Origin of the sequence: Nocardia sp. NPDC052254, from assembly GCF_040679495.1 — a bacterium.
Lineage (GTDB): Bacteria > Actinomycetota > Actinomycetes > Mycobacteriales > Mycobacteriaceae > Nocardia.
The window spans coordinates 128,947-148,307 of sequence record NZ_JBFAUW010000005.1 but is presented as its reverse complement, the minus strand read 5'-3'; the positions used below and the strand labels follow the sequence as shown (position 1 = coordinate 148,307).

Annotated in this window: 17 protein-coding genes and 1 tRNA gene; 7 read left to right on the top strand and 11 right to left on the bottom strand. The window is 66.9% G+C overall.

Annotated elements, in window-relative coordinates; translation table 11 throughout:
• Positions 1-7: 7 nt before the first annotated feature.
• Positions 8-1,072, top strand: a complete 1,065-nt coding sequence (locus AB0L57_RS15065) for a phosphotransferase family protein (RefSeq protein WP_364961653.1) — start codon at positions 8-10, stop codon at positions 1,070-1,072.
• Positions 1,073-1,082: 10 nt separating this feature from the next.
• Here the strand turns inward: AB0L57_RS15065 and trpB are convergent, their stop codons facing one another.
• Positions 1,083-2,324: a tryptophan synthase subunit beta gene (gene trpB / locus AB0L57_RS15060; RefSeq protein ID WP_364961651.1), complete on the bottom strand. Its 1,242-nt coding sequence runs from the start codon at positions 2,322-2,324 to the stop codon at positions 1,083-1,085.
• Between the two features lie 141 nt (positions 2,325-2,465).
• Complete coding sequence (locus tag AB0L57_RS15055; RefSeq protein ID WP_364961649.1) at positions 2,466-3,656, bottom strand: serine hydrolase domain-containing protein; 1,191 nt, start codon at positions 3,654-3,656, stop codon at positions 2,466-2,468.
• Positions 3,657-3,783: 127 nt separating this feature from the next.
• Between AB0L57_RS15055 and AB0L57_RS15050 the strand changes: the two genes are divergently transcribed.
• Positions 3,784-4,617: a serine hydrolase domain-containing protein gene (locus AB0L57_RS15050; RefSeq protein WP_364961647.1), complete on the top strand. Its 834-nt coding sequence runs from the start codon at positions 3,784-3,786 to the stop codon at positions 4,615-4,617.
• 96 nt (positions 4,618-4,713) lie between these two features.
• Entirely contained in the window at positions 4,714-5,235 is a 522-nt protein-coding gene (locus AB0L57_RS15045; RefSeq protein ID WP_364961645.1) for a DUF3145 domain-containing protein, read from the top strand.
• A 14-nt stretch (positions 5,236-5,249) separates the two neighbouring features.
• Here AB0L57_RS15045 and AB0L57_RS15040 read toward each other — a convergent pair whose 3' ends face one another.
• From AB0L57_RS15040 to aceE, 8 genes are all read right to left on the bottom strand, one after another.
• Positions 5,250-5,687, bottom strand: a complete 438-nt coding sequence (locus tag AB0L57_RS15040) for a YbaB/EbfC family nucleoid-associated protein (RefSeq protein ID WP_364961643.1) — start codon at positions 5,685-5,687, stop codon at positions 5,250-5,252.
• Between the two features lie 143 nt (positions 5,688-5,830).
• The gene (locus AB0L57_RS15035; protein ID WP_364961641.1) at positions 5,831-7,450 is read right to left on the bottom strand and encodes a hypothetical protein; all 1,620 of its coding nucleotides are present in this window, start codon (positions 7,448-7,450) and stop codon (positions 5,831-5,833) included.
• 198 nt (positions 7,451-7,648) lie between these two features.
• A complete protein-coding gene (locus AB0L57_RS15030) occupies positions 7,649-9,094 on the bottom strand; it encodes a carboxyl transferase domain-containing protein (RefSeq protein WP_364961639.1) in 1,446 nt (481 codons plus the stop codon).
• Positions 9,095-9,231: 137 nt separating this feature from the next.
• Positions 9,232-10,482, bottom strand: coding sequence for a KasA/KasB family beta-ketoacyl-ACP synthase (locus AB0L57_RS15025; protein WP_364961638.1), 1,251 nt, complete (start codon positions 10,480-10,482; stop codon positions 9,232-9,234).
• Between the two features lie 12 nt (positions 10,483-10,494).
• Entirely contained in the window at positions 10,495-10,797 is a 303-nt protein-coding gene (acpM, locus tag AB0L57_RS15020; protein WP_364961636.1) for a meromycolate extension acyl carrier protein AcpM, read from the bottom strand.
• Positions 10,798-10,926: 129 nt separating this feature from the next.
• Positions 10,927-11,841 carry an ACP S-malonyltransferase gene (locus tag AB0L57_RS15015; RefSeq protein WP_364961634.1) on the bottom strand — a complete coding sequence of 305 codons (915 nt, stop codon included), beginning with the start codon at positions 11,839-11,841 and terminating at the stop codon, positions 10,927-10,929.
• Between the two features lie 128 nt (positions 11,842-11,969).
• On the bottom strand, positions 11,970-13,298 hold the full coding sequence (locus AB0L57_RS15010) for a helix-turn-helix domain-containing protein (protein WP_364961632.1): 1,329 nt from the start codon (positions 13,296-13,298) through the stop codon (positions 11,970-11,972).
• Positions 13,299-13,432: 134 nt separating this feature from the next.
• Entirely contained in the window at positions 13,433-16,348 is a 2,916-nt protein-coding gene (aceE, locus tag AB0L57_RS15005; protein ID WP_364961630.1) for a pyruvate dehydrogenase (acetyl-transferring), homodimeric type, read from the bottom strand.
• Positions 16,349-16,604: 256 nt separating this feature from the next.
• On the opposite strand from aceE, the gene AB0L57_RS15000 reads away from it, so the two are divergent.
• The 4 genes from AB0L57_RS15000 (at position 16,605) to AB0L57_RS14985 (ending at position 18,503) form a co-directional block, all read left to right on the top strand.
• The gene (locus AB0L57_RS15000; protein WP_364961628.1) at positions 16,605-17,219 is read left to right on the top strand and encodes a hypothetical protein; all 615 of its coding nucleotides are present in this window, start codon (positions 16,605-16,607) and stop codon (positions 17,217-17,219) included.
• Positions 17,220-17,385: 166 nt separating this feature from the next.
• Complete coding sequence (locus AB0L57_RS14995) at positions 17,386-17,808, top strand: DUF3052 domain-containing protein (RefSeq protein ID WP_364962407.1); 423 nt, start codon at positions 17,386-17,388, stop codon at positions 17,806-17,808.
• Between the two features lie 79 nt (positions 17,809-17,887).
• Positions 17,888-18,352: a peroxiredoxin gene (locus AB0L57_RS14990; RefSeq protein ID WP_364961626.1), complete on the top strand. Its 465-nt coding sequence runs from the start codon at positions 17,888-17,890 to the stop codon at positions 18,350-18,352.
• Between the two features lie 79 nt (positions 18,353-18,431).
• A tRNA-Val gene (locus AB0L57_RS14985) sits at positions 18,432-18,503 on the top strand.
• Between the two features lie 511 nt (positions 18,504-19,014).
• Here the strand turns inward: AB0L57_RS14985 and AB0L57_RS14980 are convergent.
• Entirely contained in the window at positions 19,015-19,311 is a 297-nt protein-coding gene (locus tag AB0L57_RS14980; RefSeq protein WP_364961624.1) for a hypothetical protein, read from the bottom strand.
• Positions 19,312-19,361: the final 50 nt, after the last annotated feature.

Here is a 19,361-nt window from a genome sequence, read left to right as displayed (position 1 = left end):
GTGCACAATGTGGGGCATGTCTGTGGTGCAACCGGCCGAGGTGGAGCGCGAGGTCGTCGATTTCGCGGCCGTCGGTGAGTGGATGGAACAGCAGGGCCTGCCCGGCGGTGATTTCGAGGATGTGGCATCGCTCGGCGGCGGCACCCAGAACATCATGCTGCGCTTCGGCCGTGGTGGTCGCGAGTTCGTGCTGCGCCGCGGCCCGAAACACCTGCGGCCCAAGAGCAATGATGTGATCCGCCGGGAATCGCGGCTGCTCGGTGCGCTGGCCGGTACCGGGGTGCGGGCCCCGCGGGTGATCGCCGCCGGGGCCGACGAGTCGGTGATCGGGGCGGTCTTCTATCTGATGGAACCGATCCACGGTTTCAACCCGCAGACCGAGCTGCCCGCACTGCACGCCGGTGATCCGGAGGTGCGGCGGCAGATGGGGTTGTCGGCGGTGGAGGCCATCGCCCGGCTCGGCGCACTCGACTACGAGGCGCTCGGGTTGGCCGACTACGGTAAGCCGGACGGATTCCTGGAACGTCAGGTGCCGCGCTGGCTCGGCGAACTGGATTCCTACAGCGCCAACGACGGATATCCCGGACCGCAGATCCCCGGTGTGGATCGGGTGGGGGAGTGGCTGGACCGCAATCGGCCCGCGCAGTGGCGGCCCGGCATCCTGCACGGCGACTGCCATCTCGCGAACATGATGTTCTCCTATGACGGCCCCGAGGTCGCCGCGATGGTCGACTGGGAGATGTCGACCATCGGTGATCCGCTACTGGATCTGGGCTGGCAGATCGCCACCCGTCCGGAGCCAGGCACCACCGGCGCCGCGCTGGTCGGCAAACTCGGCGCGGTGGGCGGCCTGCCGACGGCCGAGGAGATGATCGCCCACTACGCGAAATTCTCCGATCGCGATCTCGGCCATGCCACCTGGTACACCGTGCTGGCCTGTTTCAAGCTGGGCATCGTGCTGGAGGGTACGCACGCGCGCGCGTTCGCCGGCAAGGCGCCGAAGCAGACCGGAGACTTCCTGCACGCCATCACCCTGGAACTGTTCGAGAAGGCGAACCGGCTCAGCGAGTGAGCCGGCGCGGTCAGCTCGCGTCCAGCAGTCCGGCCGCGATGGCGAGATCCTTGTCGCCGCGGCCGGACAGGCACACCAGGATCACCGCGTCCTCCGCGATCTGGCGATGCTCGGCCAGTTCCAGCAGATATCCCACGGCGTGCGCGGATTCCAGCGCGGTGATGATGCCCTCGGTCCGGCACAGCGTGTGCAGCCCGTGGACGGCGACCGCGTCGGTGGCGACGGCGTGCTCGATCCGCCCGATGTCCTTGAGGTGGCTCAGTTCCGGTCCCACTCCCGGATAGTCCAATCCGGCCGCGATGCTGTGGGTGCGGGCGATCTGCCCGTCGCCGTCCTGCAGGACGTAGCTGAAGGATCCGTCCATCTCACCCGGTGTGCCCGCGCTCAGGGTCGCGGCGTGCTCACCGGTGTGCAGACCCCGCCCGCCCGCCTCCACTCCGATCAGCCGCACCGCGGGGTCGCCGGTGAAGGCGTGGAACATGCCGAGCGCATTGCTGCCACCGCCCACACAGGCGATGACATCGTCGGGTAATCGCCCGGTCAGCGCCAGCAGCTGGGTTCGCGACTCGGCGCCGATGCGGCTCTGGTGATCGCGCACCATGCGGGGATACGGTGCCGGTCCGGCGGCGGTCCCGAACAGGAAATGCGTGTCCTCGGTGTGCGCCACCCAATCCCGTACCGCCTCGGTGACCGCCGACTTGAGGCGCCGGTCACCCGAGCGCACCGCCCGCACCTCGGCGCCCAGCAACCGCATGCGCACCACATTGCTCTGCTGCCGGGCCATGTCCTCGACGCCCATGTAGACCACACACGTCAGCCCGAGCATGGCGCACACCGTGGCCACTGCCACGCCGTGCTGGCCCGCGCCGGTCTCGGCAATGATCCGGGTCTTGCCCATCCGGGTGGCCAGCAAGCCCTGCCCGAGCGCGTTGTTGATCTTGTGAGCCCCGGTGTGTGCCATGTCCTCCCGTTTGAGAAACACCCGCACGCCGGGGATCGCGAGCGACTGTGCCAGCCGCGGCGCCGAATGCAGCAGCGTCGGCCGGCCCACTCGATCACGCAGCAGTTCGTCGAGTTCCCGGTGGAAGTCGGGGTCCGCCCACGCGCGCCGATGCGCGTCCTCCACCTCTTCGAGCGCGGCCATCAATCCTTCGGGGACATAGCGGCCGCCGAAGGCGCCGAAGCGCCCGCGGTCATCGTGCCCAGCGTCGTAACAGCCGGTCGCGTGCGCCGACGTGTGTCCGATAACCATTCGCATCAGTGCTTTCTCTTCGCCATCCGGCCGGGACAGTGTGTGCTACTCGCACGCACACGAAGTCACCTGCCGGGGACGAATGAGTTAACAAGACAGAAGCGCTGATCCTCAGTGGTGGCGAATCGGCGGCGATCCAGATCAGCCGCAGCGCAACAGCGCTGTGCGAATGGTGCGGGCACGGGCGTCGTCGAGAACCGCGGTGCCGAGCCGGTTCATCGCATAACCGAAGCCCAGTCCCGTCGTCGGGTCGGCGAAACCGAACGATCCGCCGTAGCCGGTGGTGCCATAGGCGCGTTTGTCGCTGCCGAAGCGGAAACTGCCGCAGGACTTGCGGAAACCCAGGTGGTAACGGCTGCGGGTCAGCAGCACCAGATCATCGGGCGGTACGTCGTCGACGGTGTCGGCGGTGGCGATCCGATCGAGAATGCCGGGCGCGACGGGCAATTCACCGGTACGCCCGGCCGCCGCCCCGTACACCCGCGCCAGCGATCGAGCGGTTCCCACCCCACCCGCCGCCGGACTCTCGACGCCCAGGAACTCCCGGCGCGAGGCGCGCTCGGGTGCGCCGGTGCGTGGACTGCTCAGGGCCCGGTAGGTGAGGCCGCGGCGCAGCACCATCTGAATCGCGATGCGCAGCGGCACGTCTCGCTCGTAGCGCACGACATCCAGGCCCGAGGTGGCCGACAGGGCCGCGATCCGGTCCAGCGATTCCCGCTCGGGCACGCCGATGAAGAAGTCCAGTTCGAGCGGTGCGGCGAATTCCTCGGCGAAGATCTGCCCGATACTGCGATGCCCCGGATCCACCCGCCGGATCAGCTCACCCTGATACAGGCCCGCCGTGATCGGGTGATAGCCCTGCCGGGTTCCCGGACTCCACAACGGTTTCTGCTCCGCGAGGATCTTCGCCAGCCGATCCCGATCCGCCATATCCGCCAGCCGCACCACCCGGTCCAGTACGGGCAGTCCCGCACGATGGTCGAGCAACTGCCGCACGGTGATCGATTCCTTGCCGTGTGCGGCGAACTCCGGCCAGTACTTCGCGACGGGCGCCTGGTAGTCCAGACCGCCGCGGGACACCGCGCTCGCGACGACGAACGCGGTCATTCCCTTGGTCGACGAGAACACCGGGACCATGGTGTCGCGCTCCCACGGCTGCGTGCGCCGACGATCGCGGAACCCCGCCCACAGATCCACCACCGGCCGGTCACCCTCGTAGACCGCGACGGCCGCGCCGATTTCGCCGAGGTGCGTGAAGTTGCGTCGAAAGGCGTCCGCGACCGGCCCGAATCCGTCGGCCACTTCACCGTGAACCTGTGCAACCTCGCCCATAGTGCAACCGATGGTAACGGTCATCGCGGTGGCGCTCGACGTGGCGCCGTCCGAGGTGCTCGCCACCGCTGGTCCGCCATCGCCCCTGCGGGCAGCCGCACCGTGATCCTCTCGTAGGCTCGATGCCGTGCGAGCACTGGAACAGATTCGCGAATGGCCCGTCCGTCACGCCGCCGCCGGCGTCGCCGATGCGAGCGGGGTCGTCGGTACCGAAGGCGATCTCGACCGGGTCTTCGCGCTCGCCTCGGTGACCAAACCCCTTGCCGCCTACGCGGTCCTGGTCGCGGTGGAGGAAGGCGCGATCGAACTGGACCAGCCCGCCGGACCGCCCGGTTCCACCGTTCGGCACCTGCTGGCGCACACTTCCGGCCTGGCCTTCGACACCACGGTGATCCTGTCCGAACCGGGACAGCGCCGCATCTATTCGAGTTCCGGATTCGAGGTCCTGGCCGAGTTCCTCACCCGCGAAACCGGAATCGAATTTCCCGACTATCTCCGCGAGGCGGTATTCGAGCCACTCGGAATGAAATCCTCGGTTCTGGCCGGCTCGGCAGGTCACGCCGCGCGCTCGACGGTGCACGATCTGCTTCGTTTCGCTGGCGAATTGCTGAACCCGGAACTGGTATCCAGCGCGACCCTCGCCGAGGCAACCACCGTGCAATTCTCCGGCGTCGGCGGAGTTCTTCCCGGATACGGTTCGCAGCGCCCCAATGATTGGGGTCTGGGATTCGAGATCCGCGACCACAAGACTCCGCATTGGACGGGGGGAGCCAACTCGCCGCAGACCTACGGTCACTTCGGGCAGTCCGGCACCTTCCTGTGGGTGGACCCGCGGATCGGAGTGGCGTGTGTGGCATTGAGCGATGAGAATTTCGGGGATTGGGCGCGGGCCGTGTGGCCCACGCTCAGCGATGCCGTCATCGCGGATATCCAGCGGATTCGCGACACGGCAAAAAAGTAACAGCCGTAACACCGGGCACTCCAGTAAACTCGGGCAACGCCTGCGCTCGGCGGGATGTTGGGGAAGACGTCCCACGTCGAGGCTGGAGGTGTACAGGTGCGCGCATCTGATCAGTTCGCGGATGTGACATGTGGAGTGGTGTACGTCCACGCGTCACCGGCCGCGCTGTGCCCGCACATCGAATGGACGCTCTCTTCCACACTCAAATCACCGGCATCACTGCGCTGGACCGCGCAACCCGCGGCCGCGGGACAACTGCGCGCAACCACGGACTGGGTCGGTCCGGTGGGGACCGCCGGGCGAATAGCCAGTGCGTTGCGGGATTGGCCGGTACTGCATTTCGAAGTCACCGAGGATCCCTCCGAAGGCGTCGACGGCGAGCGCTACAGTTTCGTTCCGGGCCTCGGATTGTGGTCCGGCGCGATGAGTGCCAACGGCGATGTGATGGTCGGCGAAATGCGCCTGCGGGAAATCATCCGCACCGCCCGCACACGGCACGGTGACATCTCGGCGGACATAGATCGCGCCCTCGGCACCGCCTGGGACGACCAGCTCGAACCCTTCCGCACCGGCGGTGAGGGCGCCGAGGTCACCTGGCTGCGTCGCGACGTCGGCTGATCGGACTACTCGGACTACTCGGTCTCGGTCGCCGCGGCCTGTTCGGCGAAGAACGATCGAATGTCTCGCAGGCTCGCCGCCCCCGGCACCACATCGGGCAGATCTCCCAGCTCGTCCAGGTCGGCGACGACCGGTGTGGTGAGCGCTTCGCCCTGTCGCTGTGCGGCCTGTGCCGCGGCCTGCACGGTCTCCAGGATCGAGCTCGCCAATTTCTCCGGTGTGGTGCGCATGGCCCAGCTCGTCAGCTGCAGATCGGTCAGCACCCCGCTGCTGTCCACCGTCACCTCGACCGCCTGATCCGGTGAACTGGCCTTTACCCGGAGCGATTCGAGCTGCCGGCACACCTCGCCGAGCTGGGACTGCTGTTGTTCGAACGCGTCGAGCAGATTGTCGACCTGCCGGCGCAGGCCGCTGTTGGCCGACCGCAAGTCCTCACGCTCCCACTGGTCCATACCCGCCTCCTCGGTGTGGTCGCCGCCATCGGGCTGTGCGACTCATCGACTGGATCCGCATCCCAGTTTCGGTGCGGATCGGCCGTCTCCCCATTGTTGGGAGGGGTGACCGGGCGCGGGCTCGGGGACGCCGCGACCGGTGTTCACCGGGAATCGAGGCGGCCCGCCTGTGAGACGAGCATTCGGTGCAGCACTCTGGCCGGCGCCGGGGCCTCGTCACCGCTGAGCTCCACCATCGCGAATGCGGTCGCCATGGCGTGGTCGGGCGCGAAAACGTTGTGCTGCAGACAATCCGGACCGAGTTCCCCGCGCCATTGCCGATAGCCGTCGACGACACGGGACAACGCCTCGTAGCGCGCGTCGGTCGTCCGCAGGTACTCGGTGATGAGTGCCCGTTGCGCCTCACGCCGGAAGCGATATCGGCCGGTCATATCGAGCACGCCACCGAGTTCTCGCGTGATCGCGGCGAACATCGGTCTCGCGGCCGGGCCCGCCGACTGGGCGGCCGGGGGGAATTCGGGTAGCAGATCGGGATCGGCCGCGACCTCCGAGCCCAGTATGATCCATGGCTCGATGTCATCGGACTGTATTGTCGTGCAACGGTTTTCGACGGCGCAATGGAGGCCGGGCCGCTGGGTGATCTCGATGCCGCGCAGGCCGACCACGTACTTTCCGAGTACCGCGTCGAGCGCCGCGGCGATATCGCGCACCGTGAGCTCGGAAATACCCGCGGTCTCGAATCCGGTGATCTCGATACCGTGCCGTGCAGCCATTTCCCGTGCGATGCGCAGTGCTTCGGCATCGGTGACGCTGCGTTGCCGGCCGGACACGGGCTGCTTGCGGCGGGCCCGGGAGCCGGCGGCCTTGTCGTCGCGCTTCTTGTCCGGTTGCCCCGCAGCCGGCCCCTTCCGCTGCGGCGGTGAGACCCGCGGTGGCGTCGCATTGTCGTTCGCCGCCGGTGCGGATGCGGGCGACTTGGCCCACGGTGTCGTGGGCGTGCCACGTGACCAGGGTGTATCGGTGCGAGGCGCGGTGTCGCGGCCCGCGGCGGCACTGGGTGACGGGCTGCTTCGCCGGTTTCGATCCGCCGTGGCGCCGTCGGGTGCCGCCGTCGAGGGCGATGCGGCCGCAGGGGGTTGTCCGGCGGTCGCCGACGGATATCCGGGCGCCGCACCGGCCGGGTCGGACATGCCATCGGGGGTGGTGGTGTCCGAGGGCTGTGCGCCGTTGCCCGCCCCGGGCGGCTGGGGGCCGCCCGCCGCGGACGATTGCGGATTCGAGTCGGGGCCGCCGGGCTGCCGATTCGAGGCATCCCGGTCCCGGCTCCGCGGATCCGTGCCGTCGGCCTGCGGCGTTGCCTGTGCGGCCGGATTCGCACCCGGGGTCGCATTGTAGGGAGTGGCGGTATACGGGCTCTGCGCATCCGGGAGGTCGGTCACCGGCGCGGCGGAATCGTCGTTGCGGATCCGGTTCCCGCCGACGGCATCCTGATTCTCGAAGTTGTCGGCCGCGCCGGCGGTTCCGGCCCGCAGGGCGTGCAGATTAGCCGCCAGATTCTCGAGTCCTTCCACACCGTGGTCGGCACCGGGCACGTAGGTCTGCGCGAAGGTCTTGCCGGGATCGTCGTCGCCCCAGCACGCGCCTTCCCGGCTCAGTGCACCACGCAGCGACGACACCATCTGATCGGCTTCCTCGGCCAGCTGCCGCAGCTGTTCACCTGTGGCCCGCAGATTCTCCGGATCCACCGATAGCCGCTGATCCACGCCGATCTCCTGGTCTCCTGTTCACCCGGTACCGTCCGGACTTCGCCGCGACGACGAGGCGGGTGGCGGTGTGCCGACACCGAATTCTCCCGCAGCACCCTCGTGGGTGGCCCGGCTCGGTTCCCGGCGATGGGAATCCCGATACGACGAACGGGCGGTCCGTCGCGGACCGCCCGTTCGTCTCGTTGCCGAAACCGCCTACAGCGGAATGTTCTTGTTGTGGCTGGGGCGCGCCGGTGCGGAGGCGAGCGCCGCCGCGACGATGGAACGGGTCTTGGCCGGATCGATGACCTCGTCGACGACACCGATCGACACCGCCCGGCCGACACCGCCGGCGATGGCCTCGTGCTCGGCGGTCAGCCGATCGATCAGCGCTTCCCGCTCGGATTCGGGAGTCTTGGCGATGGCCTTCTTGTGCAGGATGCCGACCGCGGCCTTGGCGCCCATCACGGCCACCTCGGACTCCGGCCAGGCATACACCGCCGTCGCGCCGAGTGCGCGGGCGTTCATCGCGATGTAGGCACCGCCGTAGATCTTGCGGGTCACCAGCGTCACCCGGGGGATGCGCGCTTCGGCGAAGGCGTGCAGCAGTTTCGCGCCGCGGCGCACCACACCCTCCCATTCCATCCCGACCCCGGGCAGATAGCCGGGTACGTCGGTGATGACGACCATCGGAATGCCGAAGGAATTGCACAACCGCACGAAACGTGCCGCCTTCTCGGCTGATTCACTGGTGAGGCAGCCGCCCATGCGCAGCGGGTTGTTGGCCAGCACACCGACCGTGCGGCCGCCGAGACGGCCCAGACCGGTGACGATGCTGCGTGCGTATCCGCCCTGCATCTCCTCGAAGGACGATTCGTCCTCGCCGTCGGGAGAGGGGATCTTGTCGAGCAGTTCGCGCACCACCGGCTTGACGTCGTAGGCGCGCTTGGCCGAGGCCGGCAACATGGCCCGGAGGTCGACATCGCCGTGCTCGGCGGCTGTCAGATCGAATTCGCCCTGCTCGGCGAACATCGACACCAGGCGGCGGCCGCGGTGCATCGCGTCGTTCTCGTCGTGGGCGACGATGTGGCAGACGCCGGACTTCTTGCCGTGCGTGTCCGGCCCACCGAGGGTGGCCATGTCGACGTTCTCGCCGGTGACCGACTTGACCACATCCGGACCGGTCACGAAGACCCGGCCCTCGGGCGCCATGATGACGACATCGGTCAGGGCGGGGCCGTAGGCGGCGCCACCGGCGGCGAAGCCGACGACCACCGAAATCTGGGGGACCAGGCCCGACGCGCGGACCATCGCCTCGAACACGGTGCCTACCGCGTGCAGCGCCTCGACGCCCTCGGCCAGCCGCGCACCGCCGGAATGCCAGATTCCGACGACGGGGATGTGGGCGTCGATCGCGGTATCGATCGCGTTCACGATGTGCTTGCAGCCGTCGACGCCCATCGCGCCGCCCATCACGGTCGCGTCCGAGCAGTAGGCCACGGTGCGCACACCGTCGACCTCACCGATGGCCGCGAGTACCCCTGACTTGTCGCGGGGATGCAGGGGAAGGACGGTTCCGGGATCGAAGAAGCGCTGCAATCGGCCCAGGGGATCACGAGGATCGGCCGAGGCGTTCGCATGCGCGGGGGCCGTGATGGTCATCGCGTTGTCTCCTAGAAAAGACATGGAGTCGCTGACGCGGCTGTGAAAGATGAAGTCCCGGTGGGGCTTCGGAGGGGGACTCGAGCCCCACCGGGATTCGCTGAAGTTGTCGACCTACGTTGTCGACCGAGTGCGGATCAGTACCGACCGAACGCCAGCGCCACGTTGTGGCCGCCGAAGCCGAACGAGTTGTTGATCGCGTACTCGATGTCCTGGCGACGAGCCTCACCGTGCACGACATCCAGGTCGATCTCCGGATCCTGGTTCTCCAGGTTCAGCGTGGGCGGCACGATGCCGTCACGGATGCTGAGCACTGTGAGCACCGACTCGAGGGCGCCGACGGCGCCGATCGAGTGGCCCAGGGCGGACTTGGGCGCGTAGACCGAGGCATGCGTGCCCACGGCCTTGTGGATCGCGTTGGCTTCCGCGGTGTCCCCGATGGGGGTGGCGGTCGCATGCGCGTTGATATGCGTGATGTCGGACTTCTGGAGTCCGGCAGTCTGCATGGCGCGCTCCATCGCGCGCGCCGCACCGGCACCCGTGGGATCCGGGGCAACCAGATGGAAGCCGTCGGAGGTGATACCGGCACCCAGCAGGCGTGCGTGGATGGTGGCCCCGCGCGCCTTCGCGTGCTCCTCGGTCTCGACGACCATCAGAGCGCCGGCCTCGCCGAAGACGAAGCCGTCACGATCTTTGTCGAACGGCCGCGACGCGCCCTTGGGGTCGTCGTTGCGGGTGCTCATCGCACGCATCATGGAGAACGCCGCGATCGGCACATCGGAGATGAAGCCCTCGACACCGCCGGTGACGACCATGTCGGCGTCACCCATGACGATCATCCGCCACGCGTTGGCGATGCCTTCCGATCCCGACGAACACGCCGAAACCGGGGTGACCACTCCCGCCTTGGCCTGGAGTTCCAGGCCAACGACAGCGGACGGCCCGTTCGGCATGACCATCTGAACGGCCAGCGGCGAGATCTTGCGATAGCCACCGTTCTTCAGCTTGTCCACCGAGTCGATGAGCGCGTCGCCGCCACCGAGGCCGGTGCCGATCGCCACGCCCAGGCGCTCGGTGTCGACCTCGGGGCTGCCGGCGTTCTTCCACACCTCGCGGCCCAGCACCGTGGCCAGCCGCTCGACATAAGCCATACGGCGGATCTCGACTCGGCTGAGCAGGGTGTCGGGCGAAACCTTCAGGTGACCGCCGATGCGGACCGGGAGGTCGTATTCCTCGATGAAGGAATCCTCGAGAACGTCGATGCCGCTCTCGCCGTTGAGGAGTCCCTTCCACGTCGCATCGACGTCACCGGCGATCGACGTGGTCGCCGCGAGACTGGTGACGACTACGTTCGGGAAGTTCCCGTTCAAAGTGGAAGGAGTGGTCACGGTATCGGCCCTTTACTCGGCGTTACCGAACTTGGCCTTGAGCTCGGCGGCCGCCTCGGAGTTCTCGGCCTCGAGCTTCTGGATGTAGGTGACGGCGTCACCCACGGTCTTCAGGCTGGCCAGATCCTCGTCCGGGATCTTCACCCCGTACTGGTCTTCCAGCTGCACGGCAATCTCGACCAGCGACAGCGAGTCGATGTCCAGGTCGTCGACGAAGGCCTTCTCGATCGTGACCTCGGAGGGCTCGATACCGGTCACCTCTTCGATGATCTTGCCGATCTCTTCGACGATCTGTTCCTGGGTCAGAGCGGCCACTTCGTGGCTCCCTTCTTGTTCTCTCGTTGGTCCGAAGTGATTCGGAGGTCCGATTATTTTTTCGGTACGAGGAGGACGAATGTTTCGCCCACCCGCTCACGGCCGCAACACTGCCGACCGCGAGGAAAGCTAGCCGGTTGCCGTCAGCTCGACAAACGCGGGGATGTTCTCGGGGGTCTTCAGCGCCAGATTCGGGGTGCCCTTGAGCTCCCGTTTGGCGATGCCGACCAGAGTTCCGGCCGGTGGCAGCTCGGCCACCGCGGTGACTCCTGCCGCGCGAACGGTCTCGGTACACAGATCCCACCGGACGGGCCGGGTCACCTGTGCCGCGAGCTTCTCGATGGCGTCTTCGCCCGAAGTGACCGGCTTACCGTCGAAATTCGACAGCAACGTCCGGGTCGGCTCGTCGGGGACCATCTGGGAGATGGCTTCCCGCACCGCGTCCTGGGCAGGTGCCATGAACGAGGTGTGGAATGCCCCGGCGACGGGCAACGCACGAACACGCGCCTTCTCGGGCGGGTTCGCGGCGAGTTCCGCCAACGCATCCAGCCGGCCTGCCGCCACGATCTGACCCACCGCATTGCGGTTGGCCGGAACGAGATCGAGTTCGGCGAGCCGGTCGAGCACGGCGGCCTCGTCGCCACCGAGCACGGCGGACATGCCGGTCGGTTCCAGCGCGCACGCCTTGGCCATCTCCGTGCCGCGAATCGCGGCGAGTACCACCGCGTCCTCGGGGGAGATGACACCGGCGACGGCTGCGGCGGCGAGCTCGCCGACCGAATGTCCGGCGACGATCGTATCGGCCGGAACCGAATCGTGCGGGATCTCGGCGAAAGCCAGCAGTGCGGCCGCGACCACGAGCGGCTGGGTCACCGAGGTATCGGTGATCTCCTCCGCGGTGGCCGTGGTGCCGAGCTGCAGCAGGTCGAGGCCGGCGGCCTTGGACCACAATTCGATCCGGTCACGCGCGCCGGGAAGGTCGAGCCATGGCGCGAGCATGCCGGGTGTCTGGGAGCCCTGTCCTGGGGCGAACAACGCGATCACGTCTCTAACAAAACACCGTAAGAGGGCTCTGAGGAGATGTCGACGCCGATGAAGCTTGCGGACAGCTTTTGTGCGGACCCCACAAAAGTCCACGTGGGTTGTCCTGATCGACCGATTCCCCGGATGCGTTACAGCCGATCTTCCGAGAACGGTGCCGACGAGTCCTCTGGGGCAGATGTTGACGGTTCGTTACGGGTTCGTGTCAAACGACCTACTGTGGCCGCGATTCGGAGCACGTACGCATCCCGCGGATTCATCGGATCACGCCCGGTGACTTCGGCGATGCGCTTGAGTCGATAGCGGACCGTATTTGGATGAACGAACAGCTGACGCGCACACGTCTCGACTGCTCCACCGCAATCCAGATAGGCGTCGAGAGTGTCCGACAGAGCCGACCCGGCGGCGGCCAACGGTAGCACAAGTAACTCGTTGAGAGCCTCGACCGCGGCCCGGTCGCCGAGCAGGGCTCGTTCGGGCAGCAATTCGGTCGCGTGCACCGGTCGTGGCGCCGCTCGCCAGCCGACAACGGCCTCCATACCGGCCATCGCCTCCACCGCGCTGACATGCGCGACGGACAGCGCCCGCATCGTCGGCCCGATCACCACGGGGCTCTCGGAGAAGGCCTCGCCGAGCAGGTCCATCACGAACGGCGACGGATAGCCGGTATCACCGAGGTTGCCACTGACCACCATCACCAGACGCGAGCCCTGAACCACCGCCAGCGCCGCGCGGCCGTGCCGGGCCGCGATGCTGTGCACCGAGCTCACCACGGCCACCTGATCTTTCGGCGGGGTGCCGACCAGCACGGTGGCCGGGGCGGTGGCATCCCAGTTCAGCGTGGCCGCCCGCGACAGCATTTCCGGGCCGGTGTCGCCGCGCACCACCGCGTCGACCACCAGGGCCTCCAGGCGGGTGTCCCAGGCGCCGCGGGATTCTGCCGCGCTGGCGTAGACCGAGGCCGCCGCGAAACCCAGTTCGCGGCCGTAGCGCAGCACCGCCTCGGTCAGCGCCACCAGTTGCCGATCGTTGCGAGCCAGCGCCGGCAACCACTGTTCGAAGAACTCCATCGCGACCCGGACCATGTCCACGGTCTGGCGCAGGGTCAGCCGGCGGGCCAGATCCTGCGGGATCACCTGGAAGGCGTCGAGACTGAAGCGGATATCGCTTTCCGGATCCTGGAGCCATTCCAGGAAGTTCACGACCGCGGTCTGGACCAGCATCTGCACACCGGCCCGCTGGGCGGCATCCAGGTCGCCGAAGAACGGCAGCCGATCCTCCATCGAGGCGATGGCCTCGGTGGACAACCGCCCGGAGAACTGCTTCACCCTCTTGAGCAGGGTGTCCGGCAGCGGATCACGATTTTGCCGATTCGGGGACAGGGCCCCGGTCGGCAGGTAGACCTCATGCTCGGACGACCCCTCGGAAACCCGGCGAGGCCGCGGCGGTTTACGTTCCACGGTTCAATATTCCGTCATCGCGCTGGTGGGAATCTGCAAGGCCCCGGTAGGGACGCGATGTCGCGCCCGAGGTCCCCGCCCGGGACGGGGCGCGATCGGTGTCGGGTGGACCCGTCCGATCGCGCCCCGCGGGGTCATGCGAGTTGTTCGTCGGTGCTCACGGACTTCGGTGCCGCGTCCACATCGTCGATGCGGTAGCGGGCCGCCGCCTGCGCGACCACCGCCGGATCGATTCCGCCGGTGCGGCCGAGGGCCTCCAGCGCCGCGAGAGCGATGGATTCGGCATCCACGTTGAACACCCGCCGGGCGGCCGGTCGCGTGTCGGAGAATCCGAATCCGTCGGTGCCGAGCGTGGTGTAGTCCCCGGGAACCCACTTGCGGATCTGGTCCGGCACCGCCCGCATCCAGTCGGAGGCGGCCACCACGGGCCCCTGGCCCTGCGACAGCGCCTGCGTCACATAGGGGAGCCCGGTGTCGGCCTCCGGGTGACGCAGGGTGTGGACCTCCTTGGCCAGTGCCTCGCGCCGCAGCTCACTCCACGACGTCACCGACCACACGTCCGCCTGCACACCCCAGTCGCGCGCCAGCAGTTCCTGGGCACGCAGGCCGTCGGGCATCGTCACGCCGGCGACCAGGATCTGGGCGCGCACCGCTCCCTCACCGCCGCGGCGGTAGAGATAGATGCCCTTCAGCAGACCCTCGATATCGAGGTCGTCGGGCTCGGCCGGCTGCTGATACGGCTCGTTGTAGAGGGTGATGTAGTAGAAGATGTTCTCGCCGCCGAAGGCATCCTCGTGCATCACCGGATGGGTGCCGGGCATCTCGGAGGCCAGGGTGCCACCGGGGCCCAGCTGCGGGCGTCCGCCGCCGTACATCCGGCGCAGGCCGTCGCGCACGATGTGCGCGATCTCGAAGGCGAAGGCCGGATCGTAGGACACCACCGCCGGATTGGTCGAGGCCAGCAGCAGCGAGTGGCCATCGTTGTGCTGCAGGCCCTCGCCGGTGAGGGTGGTCCGCCCCGCGGTCGCGCCGAGCACGAACCCACGGGCGAGCTGATCGGCAGCGGCCCACAGGCCGTCACCGGTGCGCTGGAACCCGAACATCGAATAGAAGATGTAGAGCGGGATCATCGGCTCGCCCTGGGTGGCGTACGAGGTGCCGGCCGCGGTGAACGACGCCGTGGAACCGGCCTCGTTGATGCCCTCGTGCAGGATCTGGCCGACCGAGCTCTCCTTGTAGGCCAGCATCAGTTCCGCGTCGACCGAGGTGTAGAGCTGGCCGTTGCGGTTGTAGATCTTCAGCGAGGGGAACCACGAGTCCATGCCGAAGGTACGGGCCTCGTCCGGAATGATCGGAACGATCCGCTTGCCGATCTCCTTGTCGCGCAGCAGTTCCTTCATCAGCCGCACGAAGGCCATCGTGGTCGCCACGTTCTGCTTGCCCGAGCCCTTGCGCACGGAGGCGTAGGGCGCGTCGCCGGGCAGCTGCAGCGGCTTGGCCGCCGAACGACGTTCGGGCAGGAAGCCACCGAGGTTGCGGCGCCGGTCGAGCATGTAGCCGATCTCGTGCGAATCCATGCCCGGGTGGTAGTACGGCGGCAGATACGGATCGGCCTCGAGCTGGGCGTCGGTGATCGGGATGCGCTGCACGTCGCGGAACGCCTTGAGGTCGTCCAGCGTCATCTTCTTCATCTGGTGCGTGGCATTGCGGGCCTCGAAGTGCTTGCCCAGGCCATAACCCTTGATGGTCTTGGCCAGGATCACCGTCGGCTTGCCCTGATGCGACAGCGCCGCCGCGTAGGCCGCGTAGATCTTGCGGTAGTCGTGGCCGCCGCGCTTGAGATTCCAGACCTGCTGATCGGTCAGATCCTTGACCAGGTCCTTGGTGCGCGGGTCCCGGCCGAAGAAGTGCTCGCGGACGTAGGCGCCGTCATTGGCCTTGTAGGTCTGGTAGTCACCGTCGGGGGTGGAGTTCATCAGGTTCACCAGCGCGCCGTCGCGGTCGGCGCCCAGCAGCGCGTCCCACTCCCGGCCCCAGATGACCTTGATGACGTTCCAGCCGGCGCCACGGAAGAACGATTCCAGCTCCTGGATGATCTTGCCGTTACCGCGCACCGGGCCGTCGAGCCGCTGCAGATTGCAGTTGATGACGAAGGTCAGGTTGTCCAGGCCCTCGAGCGCTGCCACATGGGCCAGGCCGCGCGATTCGGCCTCGTCCATCTCGCCGTCGCCCAGGAAGGCCCACACATGCTGATCGGAGGTGTCCTTGATACCGCGATCGTGGAGGTAGTGGTTGAAGCGGGCTTGGTAGATGGCGTTCATCGGGCCCAGGCCCATCGAGACCGTGGGGAATTCCCAGAAGTCGGGCATCAACCGCGGATGCGGATACGACGACAGGCCGTGGCCCGGGCCGCCGTGGCTGTACTCCTGCCGGAAGCCGTCGAGCTGCTGCTCGGTCAGGCGGCCCTCGAGGAAGGCCCGGGCGTAGACACCGGGGGAGGCGTGACCCTGGATGAAGATCTGGTCACCGCCGCCCGGGTGATCCTTACCGCGGAAGAAGTGATTGAACCCGACCTCGTACAGCGCCGCGGAGGACGCGTAGGTCGAGATGTGGCCGCCCACACCGATTCCCGGCCGCTGCGCGCGGTGCACCATGACCGCGGCGTTCCAGCGGATCCAGGCCCGGTAACGGCGCTCGACTTCCTCGTCGCCGGGGAACCAGGGCTCGTTCTCGGTGGGAATGGTGTTGACGTAGTCGGTGGAGGTCAACGACGGGATGGTGACGTGACGTTCACCGGCGCGCTCGAGAAGGCGCAGCATCAGATAGCGCGCGCGGCCGGGGCCCTCGCGCTCGAGCATGTCGTCGAAGGAGTCGAGCCACTCGCTCGTCTCCTCCGGGTCGATGTCCGGTAGGTATGACGCCACCCCCTCGCGGATCACGCGCACCCGCGCCGCCGGTCGAGCGGTCGCCGGTTGGTTGTCGGCGGTACCGTCGCTGTTCGCGGGGTCGGATGCGGAACTTGACGAAATCGGGTGCATCAGGTCGGTCAAAATCAATGCTCCTCGTACAGGGGTGGACAAGCTGATGGCTCTAACCCCGGACGGCCGCGCTGGTGTGCGGGCCCTCCGTCGCTCACGGTTTGGGGCGCACCTCACATCCTTGTCGATGATGCGTCCCAGGTCATCATGTCAGCCGCAAATCCAGTACCGTTCGCTAGGCTGCGTTGTCCGCGGCGCAATGGGGCGCCCTGCGTGGTAACACTTCGTTGCCGCCGCCAGACGCTGTCCCATTAGGCTGGGGTGCCCGATGGCCGATCGGCCGAACGACATTCTTTTCGAACTGCTCGAAGAAGCGGGGAGGACGATGAAACTGCTGAACCCACGTGGGTTCGGTCTGATGTGCGCGACCCTTGCGGTCGGCACGGGACTGGTGGTGGCGGGCTGTTCCACCGCCGTCCAGGGAACCGCGACAGTGAACCAGACCGACGCGGCGGCGTATCGGACGGAGATGGCCTCGTCGTCGGCCGCGGCCGCCTCGTCGAAAAAGGCTGCCGCGCAGACCAAGGCGATCGGGGACAATTGCACCCCGTTCCGGGAGACGACCGGTCCGGCGGTGACGAAATACAACGACTTCGTCGATGCGCACGATGCGAACGCACCGGATCAGGACGCCAAGCGTGATGACGCCGCGCAGACGCTCGAGGACGCCGCGAAGACCGTCGAGGGCCGGGTGTCCGGCTCCGGCGACACACTACCGCCGGATCTGTCGCAGAAGCTCACCGAATATGTCAACGCCGCACGCGAATTGGCGACCGAATCGCGCAAGATGACCTACACCGCACCCGTCGGCACGCTCAACGACGCCAGCAAACGGGTCAACGACGCACTCAATACCGTCCGGACCGCATGCCCTGCCCGATAAAGCCATTCTGGCCGCTCACAGCGCTGCCGAGTGGGTCTGCATGGTTCGGGGTGAGGTAATCATCTGCGACATTTCGGAGGTAATTTAGCCCGATCGGCTTGCGTTGCGGCCGATAACCATGTTCGCTTGCAACTATCTGTTGTCGGGAGTTGAGGAGGACACCACCGTGGTCGCCGCGGCGGACGCGCAGAACTACGCAGAGAAGCTTGGCATTGCTCACGGAATGGTGGTTCAGGAGCTGGGCTGGGACGAAGACACCTCGGACGAACTACGTTCGTCGATCGAGGAGGAGATCGGAACCGAGCTGCTCGACGAGGACACCGACGAAGTCGTCGACGTTGTCATGCTGTGGTGGCGTGACGGCGACGGTGATCTGGTCGACGAGCTGATGGATGCCATCGGACCGCTCGCCGAGGACGGTGTGGTGTGGGTATTGACCCCCAAGACCGGTGAACCCGGCCATGTCGACCCCAGTGAGATCGCCGAATCGGCCCCCACCGCGGGGCTGACATCCACGACTCCGGTGAGTCTCGGCACCTGGACCGGCACCAAGCTGATGCAGCCGAAGACGCCCTCGAAACAGCGCTGACCCATCGCGTGACTAGAGTTTCGCAGGGACGGCCACCGAGTTCGGGGACAGCCCGCCGTCGAAGACAGGAGGACTGCGCATGCCACTCGAAGTAGGTACGGCCGCACCGGATTTCACGCTGAAGGATCAGAACAACCAGGACGTGAGCCTGTCCGATTACCGGGGCAACAAGAACGTCCTGATCGTGTTCTACCCACTGGCGTTCACCGGCATCTGTCAGGGCGAGCTATGCAAGGTTCGCGACGAGTTGCCGAAGTTCCAGAACGACAACGCCGAGATCCTCGCCATCTCCGTCGGCCCGCCGCCCACCCACAAGATCTGGGCGGCCGAACAGGGTTACACCTTCCCCCTGTTGTCCGACTTCTGGCCGCACGGCGCGGTCACCCAGACCTACGGTGTCTTCAACGACAAGACCGGTTTCCCCAACCGCGGCACCTTCGTCGTCGACAAGGACGGAATCATCCGTTTCGCCGAGATGAACGGCCCCGGAGAGCCCCGTGACCAGGCGGCTTGGGAGAAAGCGCTCACTACGTTAGATTCATGAATCGCCGCGCGAGGTTCCGGACACCCCGGAATAACGCGGCAGACACCATCTTCACCGCCTCGCCCGGCCGGTGAAGTCCGGGCGTATAGCTCAGCGGTAGAGCTCTGGTTTTACACACCAGCGGTCGGGGGTTCGAACCCCTCTGCGCCCACAGTGTTTGTGCAGGTCAGAAGGCTTGCAATTTGCCCCACGTGAAATGCGTGGGGCATTCGTGGGCTCCCGGTTCTACCGAGGATGCTCCGGACGTTCTCCCACTGGCTGTCAGCGAGGCTCGCGTAGCGCTGCGTGGTCCGGATCGAGGCGTGCCAGAGGAGCTTCTGAACTTGTAAAAGCGGGACCTCGGCACGGATGAGGCGGCCCCCCGTAAGCGACAGGTGAGCATCTGCTGGTGCTGTTTCCAGTTGGTCGATTTTGTCGACGTCTCAGGCAATACCGGAGCGACAGACATCACGAACCTAGGGGGTAGGCACTCTCGACCGAAGAACCGCGCGGCCCAGGGCCGCGAATGTGCGCCGCCTCGGCGGCGGGCATGGCCACCCAGAGAGACAGGCAACGCGTGTGCAGTCGGGCGGGTCTGATCGACGGGTAGGAATCAAACCTGATTGATGTATCCGAAGCGACGGTTGCATGCGAGGACGTCCGGGTGACGACTTGCTCGTCGGTCACTCGATAGGGTCACCTCGCAAGGGAGTTCGCCGCCATTCGGAGGTGACTCCACCATGCGAGCGGGAGCGGCTGGATCGGACGCCGGTCTTCTCCACGTAGCCTCTGCGGCGCAGCCGCAGCAGCATCGAGCCCATGTGACGGAGCCCAGGGATATCCGGCCAGCCATTGGTGCGCATCGTTCCGATGATGTCCGCGTTGATGAAGATCTGCCCCTCCGACATTGCGATGACTAACGCCTCCGCTGCCGCGAGGTACGCCTTCACGGGATCGGCCGTGTCTACGAGCTGAGTCATGGCGGGCGCCCCCTCCGCGCGAAGGTGTACGCAATCCTCGGTACGAGGCA

Coding starts and splice junctions, on each gene's coding strand:
- AB0L57_RS15065 (WP_364961653.1), top strand. CDS start 8: ATGTGGGGCATGTCTGTGGTGCAACCGGCCGAGGTGGAGCGCGAGGTC.
- trpB (WP_364961651.1), bottom strand. CDS start 2,324: ATGGTTATCGGACACACGTCGGCGCACGCGACCGGCTGTTACGACGCT.
- AB0L57_RS15055 (WP_364961649.1), bottom strand. CDS start 3,656: ATGGGCGAGGTTGCACAGGTTCACGGTGAAGTGGCCGACGGATTCGGG.
- AB0L57_RS15040 (WP_364961643.1), bottom strand. CDS start 5,687: ATGGACCAGTGGGAGCGTGAGGACTTGCGGTCGGCCAACAGCGGCCTG.
- AB0L57_RS15030 (WP_364961639.1), bottom strand. CDS start 9,094: ATGACCATCACGGCCCCCGCGCATGCGAACGCCTCGGCCGATCCTCGT.
- AB0L57_RS15000 (WP_364961628.1), top strand. CDS start 16,605: ATGGCCGATCGGCCGAACGACATTCTTTTCGAACTGCTCGAAGAAGCG.
- AB0L57_RS14990 (WP_364961626.1), top strand. CDS start 17,888: ATGCCACTCGAAGTAGGTACGGCCGCACCGGATTTCACGCTGAAGGAT.
- AB0L57_RS14980 (WP_364961624.1), bottom strand. CDS start 19,311: ATGACTCAGCTCGTAGACACGGCCGATCCCGTGAAGGCGTACCTCGCG.